We start from the raw sequence: 13580 nt of genomic DNA on the forward strand, positions 1-13580 counted from the left end.
GGGTGCATCATGGCAATCGTTAAATGCAAACCGACTTCCCCTGGCCGCCGTTTTGTGGTCAAGGTGGTCAACCAGGAGCTGCATAAAGGCGCTCCTCACGCACCGCTGCTCGAGAAAAAATCGAAGTCTGGTGGTCGTAACAACAATGGTCGTATTACCACTCGTCACATCGGTGGTGGCCATAAGCAGCATTATCGTCTGGTCGACTTCCGTCGCAACGACAAAGATGGCATCGCTGCCACTGTCGAGCGTATCGAATACGATCCAAACCGTACTGCTCACATCGCTCTGCTGCTGTACGCAGATGGCGAGCGTCGCTACATCATCGCCCCTAAAGGCGTGAGCGCTGGCGACCAGCTGATCGCAGGTGCTCTGGCACCGATCAAGCCGGGCAACGCTCTGCAACTGCGCAACATTCCAGTTGGTAGCACCGTACACGGCATCGAATTGAAGCCAGGTAAAGGCGCGCAAATCGCTCGTTCCGCTGGTGCTTCGGCTCAGCTGATCGCTCGTGAAGGTGTCTACGTGACCCTGCGTCTGCGTTCTGGTGAGATGCGTAAAGTGCTGGCTGAATGCCGCGCGACCCTGGGCGAAGTCTCGAACTCCGAGCACAGCCTGCGTTCGCTGGGTAAAGCTGGTGCCAAACGCTGGCGTGGCGTTCGCCCAACCGTTCGTGGTGTTGCCATGAACCCGGTTGACCACCCACACGGTGGTGGTGAAGGTCGTACCTCTGGTGGTCGTCATCCGGTATCGCCATGGGGCTTCCCGACTAAGGGCGCGAAGACTCGTGGTAATAAGCGTACCGACAAAATGATCGTCCGTCGTCGCAAGTAAATAGAGGGATACGACAGTGCCACGTTCTCTGAAAAAAGGTCCTTTTATTGATCTTCACCTACTGAAGAAGATCGAAGTGGCGGCGGAAAAGAACGATCGCAAACCAGTTAAGACCTGGTCGCGTCGTTCGATGATCCTGCCACAAATGGTCGGTCTGACCATCGCTGTACACAACGGTCGCTTGCACGTCCCAGTTCTCGTGAACGAAGACATGGTCGGCCACAAACTAGGCGAGTTTGCCGGTACCCGCACTTATCGTGGGCACGTGGCAGACAAGAAAGCCAAGCGTTAAGGGGTTAGGAAATGGAAGTAGCCGCTAAGTTGTCGGGCGCTCGAATCTCCGCCCAGAAAGCCCGCTTGGTCGCCGACCAGATCCGCGGGAAGAAGGTGGGCGAAGCGCTCAACCTGTTGGCTTTCAGCAGTAAGAAAGCCGCCGAGATCATGAAGAAAGTGCTGGAGTCGGCCGTAGCCAACGCCGAGCATAACGAAGGCGCAGACGTTGATGACCTGAAGGTCAGCACCGTTTTCGTCAACGAAGGGCGTTCGCTGAAGCGCATCATGCCACGTGCCAAAGGCCGTGCTGATCGCATCGTCAAGCGGTCTTGCCATATCACTGTCAAGGTTGCTGACAAGTAACGGAGTCGAAGAGATGGGTCAGAAAGTACATCCCATTGGCATTCGCCTGGGAATCGTCAAGGAGCACACCTCCGTCTGGTACGCAGACGGTCGGACTTATGCGGACTATTTGTTCGCTGATCTGAAGGTGCGTGAGTATCTCCAAGACAAACTAAAAAGCGCGTCCGTAAGCCGTATCGATATCCATCGTCCGGCCCAAACTGCACGTATCACCATCCACACCGCTCGTCCAGGTATCGTTATCGGGAAGAAAGGTGAAGATGTTGAGAAACTGCGTCAGGACCTGACCAAGCAAATGGGTGTGCCTGTGCACATCAATATCGAAGAGATCCGCAAGCCGGAGCTCGACGGTATGCTGGTTGCGCAGAGCGTAGCTCAGCAGCTGGAGCGTCGCGTTATGTTCCGTCGCGCTATGAAGCGCGCTGTACAGAACGCCATGCGCATTGGTGCCAAAGGCATCAAAATCCAAGTGAGCGGTCGTCTCGGCGGTGCTGAAATCGCACGTACTGAATGGTATCGCGAAGGTCGTGTGCCACTGCACACCCTGCGTGCCGACATCGACTATGCCAACTACGAAGCTCACACCACTTACGGTGTGATCGGTGTAAAGGTTTGGATCTTCAAAGGCGAAGTAATTGGTGGTCGCCAAGAAGAACTGAAACCACAAGCACCAGCGCCTCGTAAAAAAGCTGCTAAGTAAGGGGTACGCCAAATGTTGCAACCTAAGCGTACGAAGTTCCGCAAGCAGATGACAGGCCACAACCGTGGTCTGGCTCAGCGCGGTAGCAAAGTCAGCTTCGGCGAGTTCGCGCTGAAGTCTGTAGCTCGTGGTCGTCTCACCGCTCGTCAGATCGAGTCAGCGCGTCGTGCTCTGACCCGTCACGTTAAACGTGGCGGCAAGATCTGGATCCGTGTATTCCCGGACAAGCCGATCTCCAAAAAACCTCTCGAGGTTCGTATGGGTAAAGGTAAGGGTAACGTGGAATACTGGGTAGCCCAGATTCAGCCAGGCAAAGTCCTGTATGAAATCGAGGGTGTTTCTGAAGAGCTGGCGCGTGAGGCTTTCGCCCTGGCTGCTGCAAAGCTGCCGCTCGCCACCTCCTTTGTTAAACGGACGGTGATGTGATGAAAGCGAATGAACTTCGTGAAAAATCCGCACAGCAGCTGAACGAGCAACTGCTCGGCCTGCTGCGCGACCAGTTCAATCTGCGTATGCAGAAAGCAACTGGCCAGTTGGGGCAGTCTCATCTGCTCTCGCAAGTTAAGCGTGACATCGCTCGCGTGAAGACTGTGCTCAACCAGCAGGCAGGTAAGTGATCATGGCTGAAGCCGAAAAGACTGTCCGTACGCTGACTGGCCGTGTTGTCAGCGACAAGATGGACAAAACCATCACCGTTCTGATCGAGCGTCGCGTTAAGCACCCGATCTACGGTAAATATGTTAAGCGTTCGACTAAGCTGCACGCGCACGACGAAACCAATCAGTGCCACATCGGCGACAAAGTCACTATTCGTGAAACTCGTCCGCTGGCCAAGACCAAGTCTTGGGCACTGGTTGATGTTCTCGAACGCGCTGTGGAAGTCTAAGGACTAGGGGTCGGAGAAATTATATGATTCAGACTCAATCCATGCTCGATGTGGCCGATAACAGCGGCGCTCGCCGTGTTATGTGCATCAAGGTGCTGGGTGGCTCCCATCGTCGTTACGCTGGTATCGGTGACATCATCAAAGTTACCGTCAAGGAAGCAATTCCTCGCGGTAAAGTGAAAAAAGGCCAAGTGATGACTGCTGTTGTAGTCCGCACTCGTCACGGCGTACGTCGTGCTGATGGCTCCATTATCCGCTTTGATGGCAACGCTGCTGTTCTTCTGAACAACAAGCAAGAGCCGATCGGCACCCGTATCTTTGGGCCAGTGACCCGTGAACTTCGTACTGAGAAGTTCATGAAGATCGTCTCGCTCGCCCCAGAAGTGCTGTAAGGAGATCCGACATGCAAAAGATTCGTCGTGACGACGAGATCATCGTGATCGCCGGCAAAGACAAAGGTAAGCGCGGTAAGGTGCTTAAGGTTCTCGCTAATAACCGTCTGGTTATCGGTGGTCTGAACCTGGTCAAGCGTCATACCAAGCCTAACCCGATGTCGGGCGTGCAGGGCGGTATCGTCGAGAAAGAAGCTCCGCTGGACGCTTCTAACGTCGCCATCTTCAACGGCGAAACCAACAAGGCTGACCGCGTTGGTTTCAAAGTAGAAGACGGTAAGAAAATTCGTGTCTTCAAGTCGACCCAAAAAGCGGTTGATGCTTGAACACTGCTAGGTAGATTAGACCATGGCACGACTACAAGAGATTTACCGGAAGGAAATCGCCCCTAAGCTTAAGGAAGAACTTAAGCTTGGGAACGTGATGGAAGTTCCGCGCGTTACCAAAATCACCCTGAACATGGGTCTGGGCGAAGCGATCGGCGACAAAAAAGTCATCGAGCACGCTGTTGCTGACCTGGAAAAGATCACCGGCCAGAAAGTCGTTGTGACCTACGCTCGCAAATCCATCGCTGGCTTTAAAGTCCGTGAAGGTTGGCCGATCGGCGTCAAAGTGACCCTGCGCCGTGAGCGTATGTATGAATTCCTGGATCGTCTGCTGTCGATCTCCCTGCCTCGGGTCCGCGACTTCCGCGGCCTGAATGCCAAGTCCTTCGATGGTCGTGGTAACTACAGCATGGGCGTGAAAGAGCAGATCATCTTCCCGGAAATCGACTACGACAAGATCGATGCTCTCCGCGGTCTGGACATCACCCTGACCACCACTGCCAAGAACGATGATGAAGGTCGCGCCCTGTTGCGTGCTTTCAAATTCCCGTTCCGCAACTGATTGGAGTAGGACCATGGCCAAGATGAGCATGAAAAACCGCGAGCTGAAGCGTCAGCTCACGGTTGCCAAGTACGCCAAGAAGCGTGCAGCACTGAAAGCAATCATCGTTGATCTGAACGCAAGTCCAGAAGCACGTTGGGAAGCTACAGTAGCTCTGCAGAAGCAGCCACGTGACGCAAGCGCTTCGCGCATGCGTAACCGCTGCCGCCTGACCGGTCGTCCACACGGCGTTTACCGCAAGTTCGGCCTCGGCCGTAACAAACTGCGTGAAGCGGCAATGCGTGGTGACGTACCAGGTCTGGTTAAAGCCAGCTGGTAAGTACTTTCAACGTCCTGGCGGCCTGAATCGCAAGATACTGACCGCCGGTGACCTTGAATCTGGAACAAGCCCCTTTTGGGGCTTGTTTCATTTCCGGAGTGTGTCTAAAATACGCGGCTCGCCTGAGCCCGTGTTTTTTACCCGGAGATTCTCGGCGACATATGTAGCCGCAAGGCTAATTTTTTTGTATTAGGAGCGTCTAGCCCATGAGTATGCAGGACCCGTTAGCGGACATGCTAACTCGTATCCGTAATGCCCAGATGGCTGAAAAGTCCGTCGTAAGCATGCCATCTTCCAAGTTGAAGGTAGCTGTTGCCAAAGTCCTGAAAGACGAAGGCTACATTGCGGGTTATCAGATCAGCAGCGATGTAAAAGCACTGCTGTCCATCGAGCTGAAGTACTTCGAAGGCCGTTCGGTCATCGAGGAAGTGAAGCGCGTTAGCCGTCCAGGCCTGCGTCAGTACAAGTCCGCTGAAGATCTGCCGAAAGTTCGTGGCGGTCTGGGCGTGTCTATCGTCTCCACCAACAAAGGTGTGATGACGGATCGTGCTGCGCGCGCTGCCGGTGTCGGCGGCGAAGTTCTTTGCACTGTGTTCTAAGGGGGGATAAGCATGTCTCGCGTCGCTAAGAACCCCGTTAAGCTGCCAGCCGGTGTCGAAGTCAAATTCGCAGGCCAACAGCTTTCGGTGAAGGGTGCCAAGGGCACTCTTGAACTGAACATCCATTCGTCCGTTGAGATCGTTGAAGAAGCTGGTGAGCTGCGTTTCGCTGCTCGCAATGGCGATCAACAAACTCGCGCAATGGCCGGTACCACGCGTGCGTTGGTAAACAACATGGTCCAAGGCGTAAGCCAAGGCTTCGAGCGTAAGCTCCAGCTGGTCGGTGTTGGTTACAAAGCGCAAGCAAAAGGCACGGTTTTGAACCTGGCCCTTGGCTTCTCGCACCCTGTGGATTACGAACTGCCAGCGGGCATCACTGCTGAGACCCCTAGCCAGACCGATATCCTGATCAAGGGCATCGATAAGCAGCTGGTAGGTCAAGTGGCCGCTGAGATCCGCGACTTCCGTCCACCAGAGCCGTACAAAGGCAAAGGTGTGCGCTACGCGGACGAAGTCGTCCGTCGTAAAGAAGCCAAGAAGAAGTAGGGCATAGCAAATGACCGACAAAAAAGTTACTCGACTGCGTCGCGCTCGCAAAGCACGCCTGAAAATGCACGAACTCGAAGTCGTGCGTCTCTGCGTGTTCCGCTCGTCGCAGCACATCTACGCCCAGGTCATCTCGGCCGACGGCAACAAAGTCCTGGCAAGCGCCTCGACTTTGGATAAAGAACTGCGTGATGGTGCCACTGGCAACATCGACGCGGCCACAAAGGTTGGCCAGCTGGTCGCTACGCGTGCTAAGGCCGCTGGCGTCTCGCAAGTGGCTTTCGACCGCTCTGGCTTCAAGTACCACGGTCGCGTGAAAGCGCTGGCTGATGCTGCTCGTGAAGCTGGGCTGGAGTTCTAAGTTATGTCAAATAACGACCAAAAGCGCGACGAAGGCTACATTGAGAAGCTGGTTCAAGTTAACCGCGTAGCCAAAACCGTTAAAGGCGGCCGTATCTTCACCTTCACCGCGTTGACCGTGGTAGGTGATGGTAAAGGCCGTGTTGGCTTCGGCCGTGGCAAGTCACGTGAAGTGCCTGCTGCGATCCAGAAGGCAATGGAAGCTGCTCGTCGCAACATGATCCAAGTTGATCTGAACGGCACCACGCTGCAGTACGCAATGAAGTCCGCCCATGGCGCTTCGAAGGTGTACATGCAGCCTGCTTCTGAAGGTACCGGTATCATCGCTGGTGGCGCTATGCGTGCTGTCCTCGAAGTTGCTGGCGTTCAGAACGTTCTGGCCAAGTGCTACGGCTCGACTAACCCGGTAAACGTGGTTCACGCCACTTTCAAAGGTTTGAAAGCTATGCAATCTCCTGAGTCCATCGCTGCCAAGCGTGGTCTGACTGTCAAGGAGATCTTCTGATCATGGCTACCGTTAAAGTAACGCTGATCAAAAGCATGACCGGCCGCATCCCTAACCACAAACTGTGTGTTAAAGGTCTGGGTCTGCGTCGCATCGGTCACACTGTAGAAGTCCTGGATACTCCCGAGAATCGCGGGATGATCAACAAGGCTTACTACATGCTGCGTGTAGAGGGTTAATCGATGAAACTCAATGATCTGAGTCCAGCGCCGGGTTCCCGTCGCGAAAAGCATCGTCCGGGCCGTGGTATCGGTAGCGGTTTGGGTAAGACTGGTGGCCGTGGCCACAAAGGTCAAACCTCCCGCTCCGGTGGCACCATCGCTCCAGGCTTTGAAGGCGGTCAACAGCCGCTGCATCGTCGCCTGCCTAAGTTCGGTTTCGTATCCCTGAAAGCCATGGACCGCGCAGAAGTGCGTCTGTCCGAGCTGGCTAAAGTGGAAGGCGACATCGTTACTGTGCAGACCCTGAAAGATGCCAACGTGATCAACGTCAACGTACAGCGTGTGAAAATCATGCTGTCCGGTGAAGTGACTCGCGCTGTCACTATCGGCAAGGGAATCGGCGCCACCAAAGGTGCGCGTTCGGCTATCGAAGCAGCTGGCGGCAAGTTCGAGGAATAAATGGCTAAGCAAGGTGCTCTCTCAGCGCTCGGCAAAGGCGGTATGTCTGAACTTTGGGCTCGTCTGCGTTTTCTGTTCCTGGCGATTATCGTCTACCGAATAGGCGCACACATCCCGGTTCCAGGTATCAACCCGGACCGACTCGCAGACCTGTTTCGACAGAATGAGGGGACCATTCTTAGCTTGTTCAACATGTTTTCCGGCGGCGCGCTGGAACGGATGAGCATCTTTGCACTGGGGATCATGCCGTACATTTCGGCATCGATCATCATGCAACTGATGACCGCCGTCAGCCCGCAGCTGGAGCAGTTGAAGAAGGAAGGTGAAGCTGGCCGTCGCAAGATTAGCCAGTACACCCGCTACGGCACTGTCGTCCTCGCCCTGGTCCAAGCTATCGGCATGTCCGTTGGCCTGGCTGGGCAGGGCGTTGCGTTCACTGGTGACTTTGGCTTCCATTTCGTCGCGGTATCCACATTTGTGGCTGGTGCGATGTTCATGATGTGGCTAGGTGAGCAGATTACTGAACGTGGTGTTGGTAACGGTATCTCGATGTTGATTTTCGCAGGTATCGTCGCCGGTCTTCCGAGAGCGATTGGGCAGTCTTTCGAGTCTGCACGTCAGGGTGATATCAACATTTTCGCCCTGGTTGCCATCGGTTTGCTGGCAGTAGCGATTATCGGTTTTGTGGTGTTCATTGAGCGTGGTCAGCGTCGTATTGCTGTTCACTACGCCAAGCGTCAGCAGGGCCGTAAGGTCTTTGCTGCGCAGACCAGCCACTTGCCGCTGAAAGTGAATATGGCCGGTGTTATTCCGGCAATTTTCGCGAGCAGCATTTTGCTGTTTCCGGCTTCGTTGGGTACCTGGTTTGGTCAGTCCGAAAATATGGGCTGGCTGCAGGACCTCTCTCAGTCGATCGCTCCTGGTCAGCCGTTGAATATTCTGCTGTTTAGTGCAGGGATTATTTTCTTCTGCTTCTTCTATACGGCGTTGATGTTCAATCCGAAAGACGTAGCGGAAAACCTGAAGAAGTCCGGTGCCTTTATTCCGGGCATCCGTCCAGGTGAGCAGTCTGCACGCTACATTGATGGCGTTCTGACTCGTTTGACCCTGTTCGGTGCTCTATATATGACGGCCGTGTGCTTGTTGCCCCAGTTCCTGGTGGTTGCAGCAAACGTTCCGTTCTACCTTGGCGGGACCTCGTTGCTGATCGTGGTCGTGGTTGTGATGGACTTCATGTCCCAAGTACAATCGCACCTCGTTTCGCACCAGTACGAATCCCTGATGAAGAAAGCCAACCTGAAGGGCTACGGCAGCGGCATGTTGCGCTGAGTACCCCATAAGGTTCGAGGAGTTGGTGATGAAAGTTCGTGCATCGGTGAAAAAGCTGTGCCGTAACTGCAAGATTATTCGCCGCGAAGGTGTTGTTCGAGTAATTTGCAGCGCGGAACCGCGTCACAAACAGCGCCAAGGCTGAGTGTGATCCGCTTGAAGCCCGGCAGCTAGTGCGCTGCCGGGTTGATTATTTGTTATTACAGCGATATTATCTCGCGCCCTATTTCTTGGCTTCCGGGGCGTAGGTAGCTGTCAATTGGAGTCCCACTGAATGGCCCGTATTGCAGGCGTTAACATTCCAGATAACAAGCACACTGTTATCTCGCTGACCTACATCTATGGTGTTGGTCGCACTACTGCGCAGAAAATTTGCGCAGTTGCTGGGGTAAACCCAGCCGCTAAGATCAAGGATCTGAGCGACGAGCAGATTGAACAGCTGCGTGGCGAAGTGGCGAAGTTCACCACTGAAGGTGACCTGCGTCGCGAAATCAACATGAAAATCAAGCGTTTGATGGACCTCGGTTGCTATCGCGGTCTGCGTCATCGTCGTGGTCTTCCAGTACGCGGTCAGCGTACCAAGACTAACGCGCGTACCCGTAAAGGTCCGCGTAAGCCGATCCGCAAGTAATCGCCCCAGCGAATCGACAGGAAAATTATCATGGCAAAACCTGCTGCTCGTCCTCGTAAAAAAGTTAAAAAGACAGTGGTTGATGGCATCGCCCACATCCATGCTTCTTTTAACAACACAATCGTGACCATCACCGACCGTCAAGGTAACGCGCTTTCTTGGGCTACCTCCGGTGGTTCGGGTTTCCGCGGTTCCCGCAAGTCCACCCCGTTTGCTGCTCAAGTAGCTGCTGAACGTGCTGGTCAAGCTGCGCTGGAATATGGCCTGAAAAACCTCGACGTTAACGTCAAGGGTCCAGGTCCAGGTCGTGAGTCTGCTGTCCGTGCTTTGAACGGCTGTGGCTATAAGATCGCCAGCATCACCGACGTGACGCCAATCCCGCACAACGGGTGCCGTCCGCCGAAGAAGCGCCGCGTGTAATCCAGGAGATTGTAAAGAATGGCTCGTTACATTGGTCCAAAATGCAAACTCGCTCGTCGCGAAGGCACCGATCTCTTCCTGAAGAGCGGCGTGCGCGCGATCGAATCGAAGTGCAACATTGAAGCAGCACCTGGTATCCACGGCCAACGCCGCGGTCGCCAGTCCGATTACGGCACCCAACTGCGTGAAAAGCAGAAGGTCCGTCGTATCTACGGCGTTCTCGAGCGTCAGTTCAGCGGCTACTACAAAGAAGCTGCTGGCAAGAAAGGTGCAACCGGTGAAAACCTGCTGCAACTGCTCGAATGCCGTCTGGACAACGTTGTATACCGTATGGGCTTTGGTTCGACTCGTGCCGAATCCCGTCAGCTGGTATCGCACAAGTCGATCAGCGTTAACGGTCAGACCGTAAACGTTCCGTCCTACCAGGTTCGTGCTGGTGACGTGGTCGCAGTTCGCGAGAAAGCAAAAAACCAACTTCGCATTGTCCAAGCTCTCGATCTGTGTGCCCAACGTGGCCGCGTAGAATGGGTAGAAGTAGACACTGAGAAGAAGTCGGGCGTTTTCAAGAACGTTCCTGCTCGCAGTGATCTGTCCGCCGACATCAACGAAAGCCTGATTGTCGAGCTCTACTCCAAGTAAGGGCTAGAAAATAGGTGCATCCATGCAGATTTCGGTAAATGAGTTCCTGACACCCCGCCACATTGATGTGCAGGTTGTCAGTCCAACCCGCGCCAAAATTACTCTCGAGCCTCTCGAGCGTGGTTTTGGCCACACCCTGGGCAACGCGCTGCGCCGCATCCTGTTGTCCTCAATGCCCGGCTGTGCAGTAGTCGAGGCCGAGATTGACGGTGTGCTCCACGAGTACAGCGCCATCGAAGGTGTACAGGAAGACGTAATTGAAATCCTGTTGAACCTTAAAGGTCTGGCTATCAAGCTGCACGGCCGTGACGAAGTTACGCTGACCTTGTCGAAGAAGGGTTCGGGGGTGGTTACCGCTGCCGATATTCAGCTGGATCATGATGTCGAGATCGTTAACCCCGATCACGTAATCGCTAACCTGGCGTCTAACGGCGCCCTGAACATGAAGCTCACCGTAGCTCGTGGTCGTGGTTATGAACCGGCCGACTCGCGTCAGAGCGATGAAGACGAAAGCCGCAGCATTGGTCGCTTGCAGCTTGACTCTTCGTTCAGCCCGGTTCGCCGTATCGCATACGTGGTGGAAAACGCCCGTGTCGAGCAGCGTACTAACCTGGACAAGCTGGTTATTGATCTGGAAACCAACGGTACTCTGGATCCTGAAGAGGCTATCCGCCGCGCTGCAACCATTCTGCAACAGCAGTTGGCTGCGTTCGTCGACCTCAAAGGTGACAGCGAACCAGTGGTAATCGAGCAGGAAGACGAGATCGATCCGATCCTGCTTCGCCCGGTTGACGATCTGGAACTGACTGTACGTTCGGCTAACTGCCTTAAGGCGGAAAACATTTACTACATCGGCGACCTGATTCAGCGTACCGAAGTAGAACTGTTGAAGACTCCGAACCTGGGCAAGAAATCCTTGACTGAAATCAAGGACGTTCTGGCCTCCCGCGGTCTGTCCCTCGGCATGCGCCTCGACAACTGGCCGCCTGCAAGTCTTAAGAAGGACGACAAGGCGACTGCCTGATCGTCGTAATCACCGAACGTGAGTTTGGTAAGGAATGAACCATGCGTCATCGTAAAAGTGGTCGTCACCTGAGCCGTACCAGCTCGCACCGCAAGGCCATGTTTCAAAACATGGCGGTGTCGCTGTTCGAGCACGAGCTGATCAAAACTACACTGCCGAAAGCTAAAGAACTGCGTCGCGTTGCTGAGCCGCTGATCACTTTGGCCAAGACAGACAGCCTGGCTAACCGCCGTCTGGCTTTCGACCGTACTCGTTCGAAAGCTATCGTTGGTAAGCTCTTCAACGACCTGGGCAAGCGTTACGCTACCCGTGAGGGTGGCTACCTGCGCATCCTCAAGTGCGGTTTCCGCGCTGGCGACAACGCGCCTATGGCGTACGTCGAGTTGGTTGATCGTGCTACTGCCGGCGAAGCTGTAAGCGCCGAGTAAGACGACAAGCTGTAACGAAGAACCGGGCCTAGTGCCCGGTTTTTTGTGCCCGTGATAAAAGCGTGTTCGATACAAGCTTCCAGAGATTGTGCTTGGCACTATGGGGGTTGGAGTGTTCGGTAGAAAATATCTATTGATGACTACAATTTAATGAATTTGTAGACGTCATATTGATGATCAATACTCCTCCCAAGCCGATTAGCCGGCAGTTCCAAGTCCGACCTGAGGGAAATTGAGCATGAGCCAGAATAAAATCCTTACCACCGCCAGCGGCGCCCCCGTTGCGGACAACCAGAATTCACGTTCCGCAGGCCCACGCGGCCCGTTGCTGCTCGACGATTTTCATCTGATCGAGAAGCTCGCTCACTTCAACCGTGAAAATATCCCTGAGCGCCGTGTGCACGCCAAGGGTTCGGGTGCCTACGGCACTTTCACGGTCACCCAAGACATTACGCAGTACACCAGCGCCAAGCTGTTCGAGTCGGTGGGCAAGCAAACCCCTACCTTCCTGCGGTTTTCCACCGTAGGCGGCGAGCGTGGTTCGGCAGATACCGAGCGCGACCCACGCGGTTTCGCGTTGAAGTTCTATACCGAAGAAGGCAACTGGGACATCGTGGGTAACAACACCCCGGTGTTCTTCATTCGCGATCCTTTGAAGTTCCCGGACTTCATCCACACTCAGAAGCGTTTGCCGCAAAGCAACCTGAAAAGTGCGCAAATGATGTGGGATTTCTGGTCGCACTCCCCAGAGGCACTGCACCAGGTCACCATCCTGTTCTCGGACCGTGGCATCCCTGATGGCTACCGTCACATGCACGGCTTCGGCAGTCACACCTACAGCCTGATCAGCGCCAAGGGCGAGCGTCACTGGGTCAAGTGGCACTACAAGACCAAGCAGGGCATCAAGAATCTGGCGCCGGCTGAAGCTGCTCGCCTGGCCGGTACTGACCCTGATTACGCCCAGCGTGATCTGTTTGGCGCGATCGAGCGCGGTGATTTCCCGAAATGGCGCGTCTGCATCCAGATCATGACCGAGGCCCAGGCCAACGCTCATTACGAGAACCCTTTCGATGTGACCAAAACCTGGTCGCAGAAGGAATTCCCGCTGATCGAAGTTGGTGAGCTGGAGCTGAACCGTAACCCGCAGAACTACTTTGCTGAAGTCGAGCAAGCCGCATTCGGCCCAAGCAACATGGTTCCAGGCGTCGGCCTGTCGCCAGACCGCATGCTGCAAGGTCGTGTGTTCGCGTACGCCGATGCCCACCGCTATCGCGTTGGCACCAATCACCAGCAACTGCCGGTGAATGCCCCGCGTAACCAGGTGAATAGCTACCAGCGTGATGGTTCAATGGCCTTCGGTAGCAACGGCGGCGCAGCGCCTAACTACGAGCCAAACAGCTACGCCGATGCACCAAAGCAAGCACCCCAGTATGCGGAGCCTGCATTGGCTCTGAGTGGCGCGGCTGACCGTTACGATCACCGTGAAGACACTGATTACTACAGCCACGCCGGTGCGCTGTTCCGCCTGATGAACGATGAGCAGAAAGCTTTGCTCACCAACAACATCGCCGGCGCGATGGGTGGCGTTTCCAGTGATGTGGTTCAACGTCAACTGCAGCACTTCTACAAGGCCGATCCGGCTTATGGAGAAGCAATCGCAAAGGCGCTGGGTGTATCGCTTAACTGACTCTAAACGATAAGCAGAACCGCCCTCATTTGGGCGGTTTTTGCGTTATTTCAGCTACTTTTCTCCGAAAAACATCACTTTTCTGCCGTTGATCCCGTGACCTTCAAGTCATCATGGTTCAAACTACAGACTTTCAA

Annotated in this window: 25 protein-coding genes; all 25 read left to right on the forward strand. The window is 54.7% G+C overall.

Annotated features, from left to right (window positions below):
* The first annotated feature begins 9 nt into the window (after positions 1-9).
* The 25 genes from rplB to HX823_RS24110 all read left to right on the forward strand — a co-directional run bounded on the left by rplB (position 10) and on the right by HX823_RS24110 (position 13443).
* Positions 10-834: a 50S ribosomal protein L2 gene (rplB, locus tag HX823_RS23990; protein WP_003186055.1), complete on the forward strand. Its 825-nt coding sequence runs from the start codon at positions 10-12 to the stop codon at positions 832-834.
* A 16-nt stretch (positions 835-850) separates the two neighbouring features.
* Positions 851-1126, forward strand: coding sequence for a 30S ribosomal protein S19 (gene rpsS, locus HX823_RS23995; protein WP_003232420.1), 276 nt, complete (start codon positions 851-853; stop codon positions 1124-1126).
* An 11-nt stretch (positions 1127-1137) separates the two neighbouring features.
* Positions 1138-1470 (forward strand): 50S ribosomal protein L22, encoded by a 333-nt coding sequence (gene rplV, locus HX823_RS24000; RefSeq protein ID WP_003103908.1) that lies wholly within the window; start codon positions 1138-1140, stop codon positions 1468-1470.
* 13 nt (positions 1471-1483) lie between these two features.
* Positions 1484-2170: a 30S ribosomal protein S3 gene (rpsC, locus tag HX823_RS24005; protein WP_003176422.1), complete on the forward strand. Its 687-nt coding sequence runs from the start codon at positions 1484-1486 to the stop codon at positions 2168-2170.
* A 12-nt stretch (positions 2171-2182) separates the two neighbouring features.
* Entirely contained in the window at positions 2183-2596 is a 414-nt protein-coding gene (rplP, locus tag HX823_RS24010) for a 50S ribosomal protein L16 (RefSeq protein ID WP_003176421.1), read from the forward strand.
* On the forward strand, positions 2596-2787 hold the full coding sequence (gene rpmC / locus HX823_RS24015) for a 50S ribosomal protein L29 (protein ID WP_002555481.1): 192 nt from the start codon (positions 2596-2598) through the stop codon (positions 2785-2787). Before rplP ends, rpmC begins: the two co-directional genes overlap by 1 nt.
* Positions 2788-2789: 2 nt before the next feature.
* Positions 2790-3056 carry a 30S ribosomal protein S17 gene (rpsQ, locus tag HX823_RS24020; RefSeq protein WP_003176419.1) on the forward strand — a complete coding sequence of 89 codons (267 nt, stop codon included), beginning with the start codon at positions 2790-2792 and terminating at the stop codon, positions 3054-3056.
* A 23-nt stretch (positions 3057-3079) separates the two neighbouring features.
* On the forward strand, positions 3080-3448 hold the full coding sequence (gene rplN / locus HX823_RS24025; RefSeq protein ID WP_002555479.1) for a 50S ribosomal protein L14: 369 nt from the start codon (positions 3080-3082) through the stop codon (positions 3446-3448).
* Between the two features lie 11 nt (positions 3449-3459).
* The gene (rplX, locus tag HX823_RS24030) at positions 3460-3774 is read left to right on the forward strand and encodes a 50S ribosomal protein L24 (RefSeq protein ID WP_003176416.1); all 315 of its coding nucleotides are present in this window, start codon (positions 3460-3462) and stop codon (positions 3772-3774) included.
* Positions 3775-3796: 22 nt separating this feature from the next.
* Entirely contained in the window at positions 3797-4336 is a 540-nt protein-coding gene (rplE, locus tag HX823_RS24035) for a 50S ribosomal protein L5 (protein ID WP_003194642.1), read from the forward strand.
* 13 nt (positions 4337-4349) lie between these two features.
* Positions 4350-4655: a 30S ribosomal protein S14 gene (rpsN, locus tag HX823_RS24040; RefSeq protein ID WP_003176414.1), complete on the forward strand. Its 306-nt coding sequence runs from the start codon at positions 4350-4352 to the stop codon at positions 4653-4655.
* Between the two features lie 206 nt (positions 4656-4861).
* Positions 4862-5254: a 30S ribosomal protein S8 gene (gene rpsH, locus HX823_RS24045; protein WP_010206883.1), complete on the forward strand. Its 393-nt coding sequence runs from the start codon at positions 4862-4864 to the stop codon at positions 5252-5254.
* A gap of 12 nt (positions 5255-5266) precedes the next feature.
* Complete coding sequence (rplF, locus tag HX823_RS24050; RefSeq protein WP_003194640.1) at positions 5267-5800, forward strand: 50S ribosomal protein L6; 534 nt, start codon at positions 5267-5269, stop codon at positions 5798-5800.
* 10 nt (positions 5801-5810) lie between these two features.
* Positions 5811-6161, forward strand: coding sequence for a 50S ribosomal protein L18 (rplR, locus tag HX823_RS24055; protein ID WP_003186037.1), 351 nt, complete (start codon positions 5811-5813; stop codon positions 6159-6161).
* Between the two features lie 3 nt (positions 6162-6164).
* A complete protein-coding gene (rpsE, locus tag HX823_RS24060) occupies positions 6165-6665 on the forward strand; it encodes a 30S ribosomal protein S5 (RefSeq protein WP_003176409.1) in 501 nt (166 codons plus the stop codon).
* A 2-nt stretch (positions 6666-6667) separates the two neighbouring features.
* Positions 6668-6844, forward strand: coding sequence for a 50S ribosomal protein L30 (rpmD, locus tag HX823_RS24065; RefSeq protein ID WP_003186033.1), 177 nt, complete (start codon positions 6668-6670; stop codon positions 6842-6844).
* A gap of 3 nt (positions 6845-6847) precedes the next feature.
* Complete coding sequence (rplO, locus tag HX823_RS24070; protein ID WP_003176407.1) at positions 6848-7285, forward strand: 50S ribosomal protein L15; 438 nt, start codon at positions 6848-6850, stop codon at positions 7283-7285.
* The gene (gene secY, locus HX823_RS24075) at positions 7286-8614 is read left to right on the forward strand and encodes a preprotein translocase subunit SecY (RefSeq protein WP_003194637.1); all 1329 of its coding nucleotides are present in this window, start codon (positions 7286-7288) and stop codon (positions 8612-8614) included.
* A gap of 28 nt (positions 8615-8642) precedes the next feature.
* On the forward strand, positions 8643-8759 hold the full coding sequence (gene rpmJ, locus HX823_RS24080; protein WP_002555468.1) for a 50S ribosomal protein L36: 117 nt from the start codon (positions 8643-8645) through the stop codon (positions 8757-8759).
* Between the two features lie 129 nt (positions 8760-8888).
* Positions 8889-9245, forward strand: a complete 357-nt coding sequence (gene rpsM / locus HX823_RS24085) for a 30S ribosomal protein S13 (protein WP_003194635.1) — start codon at positions 8889-8891, stop codon at positions 9243-9245.
* A gap of 30 nt (positions 9246-9275) precedes the next feature.
* Positions 9276-9665 carry a 30S ribosomal protein S11 gene (gene rpsK / locus HX823_RS24090; protein ID WP_002555466.1) on the forward strand — a complete coding sequence of 130 codons (390 nt, stop codon included), beginning with the start codon at positions 9276-9278 and terminating at the stop codon, positions 9663-9665.
* Positions 9666-9683: 18 nt separating this feature from the next.
* Positions 9684-10304 carry a 30S ribosomal protein S4 gene (rpsD, locus tag HX823_RS24095; protein WP_003176404.1) on the forward strand — a complete coding sequence of 207 codons (621 nt, stop codon included), beginning with the start codon at positions 9684-9686 and terminating at the stop codon, positions 10302-10304.
* Positions 10305-10326: 22 nt separating this feature from the next.
* The gene (gene rpoA / locus HX823_RS24100; protein WP_003176403.1) at positions 10327-11328 is read left to right on the forward strand and encodes a DNA-directed RNA polymerase subunit alpha; all 1002 of its coding nucleotides are present in this window, start codon (positions 10327-10329) and stop codon (positions 11326-11328) included.
* Between the two features lie 41 nt (positions 11329-11369).
* Complete coding sequence (gene rplQ / locus HX823_RS24105; protein WP_003176402.1) at positions 11370-11756, forward strand: 50S ribosomal protein L17; 387 nt, start codon at positions 11370-11372, stop codon at positions 11754-11756.
* Between the two features lie 238 nt (positions 11757-11994).
* Positions 11995-13443: a catalase gene (locus HX823_RS24110; protein ID WP_061434343.1), complete on the forward strand. Its 1449-nt coding sequence runs from the start codon at positions 11995-11997 to the stop codon at positions 13441-13443.
* Positions 13444-13580 lie beyond the last annotated feature (137 nt).

The sequence above is a fragment of the Pseudomonas sp. P7759 genome, assembly GCF_013386445.1.
Lineage (GTDB): Bacteria > Pseudomonadota > Gammaproteobacteria > Pseudomonadales > Pseudomonadaceae > Aquipseudomonas > Aquipseudomonas azotoformans_A.

Excerpts from the sequence above, each read along its gene's own strand:
- secY (WP_003194637.1), top strand. The coding sequence starts at position 7,286 with ATGGCTAAGCAAGGTGCTCTCTCAGCGCTCGGCAAAGGCGGTATGTCT.
- rplE (WP_003194642.1), top strand. The coding sequence starts at position 3,797 with ATGGCACGACTACAAGAGATTTACCGGAAGGAAATCGCCCCTAAGCTT.
- rplV (WP_003103908.1), top strand. The coding sequence starts at position 1,138 with ATGGAAGTAGCCGCTAAGTTGTCGGGCGCTCGAATCTCCGCCCAGAAA.
- rpsH (WP_010206883.1), top strand. The coding sequence starts at position 4,862 with ATGAGTATGCAGGACCCGTTAGCGGACATGCTAACTCGTATCCGTAAT.
- rplF (WP_003194640.1), top strand. The coding sequence starts at position 5,267 with ATGTCTCGCGTCGCTAAGAACCCCGTTAAGCTGCCAGCCGGTGTCGAA.
- rpsK (WP_002555466.1), top strand. The coding sequence starts at position 9,276 with ATGGCAAAACCTGCTGCTCGTCCTCGTAAAAAAGTTAAAAAGACAGTG.
- rplP (WP_003176421.1), top strand. The coding sequence starts at position 2,183 with ATGTTGCAACCTAAGCGTACGAAGTTCCGCAAGCAGATGACAGGCCAC.
- rplX (WP_003176416.1), top strand. The coding sequence starts at position 3,460 with ATGCAAAAGATTCGTCGTGACGACGAGATCATCGTGATCGCCGGCAAA.
- rpsQ (WP_003176419.1), top strand. The coding sequence starts at position 2,790 with ATGGCTGAAGCCGAAAAGACTGTCCGTACGCTGACTGGCCGTGTTGTC.
- rplB (WP_003186055.1), top strand. The coding sequence starts at position 10 with ATGGCAATCGTTAAATGCAAACCGACTTCCCCTGGCCGCCGTTTTGTG.
- HX823_RS24110 (WP_061434343.1), top strand. The coding sequence starts at position 11,995 with ATGAGCCAGAATAAAATCCTTACCACCGCCAGCGGCGCCCCCGTTGCG.
- rpsM (WP_003194635.1), top strand. The coding sequence starts at position 8,889 with ATGGCCCGTATTGCAGGCGTTAACATTCCAGATAACAAGCACACTGTT.
- rpmC (WP_002555481.1), top strand. The coding sequence starts at position 2,596 with ATGAAAGCGAATGAACTTCGTGAAAAATCCGCACAGCAGCTGAACGAG.
- rpoA (WP_003176403.1), top strand. The coding sequence starts at position 10,327 with ATGCAGATTTCGGTAAATGAGTTCCTGACACCCCGCCACATTGATGTG.
- rpsD (WP_003176404.1), top strand. The coding sequence starts at position 9,684 with ATGGCTCGTTACATTGGTCCAAAATGCAAACTCGCTCGTCGCGAAGGC.
- rpmD (WP_003186033.1), top strand. The coding sequence starts at position 6,668 with ATGGCTACCGTTAAAGTAACGCTGATCAAAAGCATGACCGGCCGCATC.
- rplR (WP_003186037.1), top strand. The coding sequence starts at position 5,811 with ATGACCGACAAAAAAGTTACTCGACTGCGTCGCGCTCGCAAAGCACGC.
- rplO (WP_003176407.1), top strand. The coding sequence starts at position 6,848 with ATGAAACTCAATGATCTGAGTCCAGCGCCGGGTTCCCGTCGCGAAAAG.
- rpmJ (WP_002555468.1), top strand. The coding sequence starts at position 8,643 with ATGAAAGTTCGTGCATCGGTGAAAAAGCTGTGCCGTAACTGCAAGATT.
- rplN (WP_002555479.1), top strand. The coding sequence starts at position 3,080 with ATGATTCAGACTCAATCCATGCTCGATGTGGCCGATAACAGCGGCGCT.
- rplQ (WP_003176402.1), top strand. The coding sequence starts at position 11,370 with ATGCGTCATCGTAAAAGTGGTCGTCACCTGAGCCGTACCAGCTCGCAC.
- rpsC (WP_003176422.1), top strand. The coding sequence starts at position 1,484 with ATGGGTCAGAAAGTACATCCCATTGGCATTCGCCTGGGAATCGTCAAG.
- rpsE (WP_003176409.1), top strand. The coding sequence starts at position 6,165 with ATGTCAAATAACGACCAAAAGCGCGACGAAGGCTACATTGAGAAGCTG.
- rpsN (WP_003176414.1), top strand. The coding sequence starts at position 4,350 with ATGGCCAAGATGAGCATGAAAAACCGCGAGCTGAAGCGTCAGCTCACG.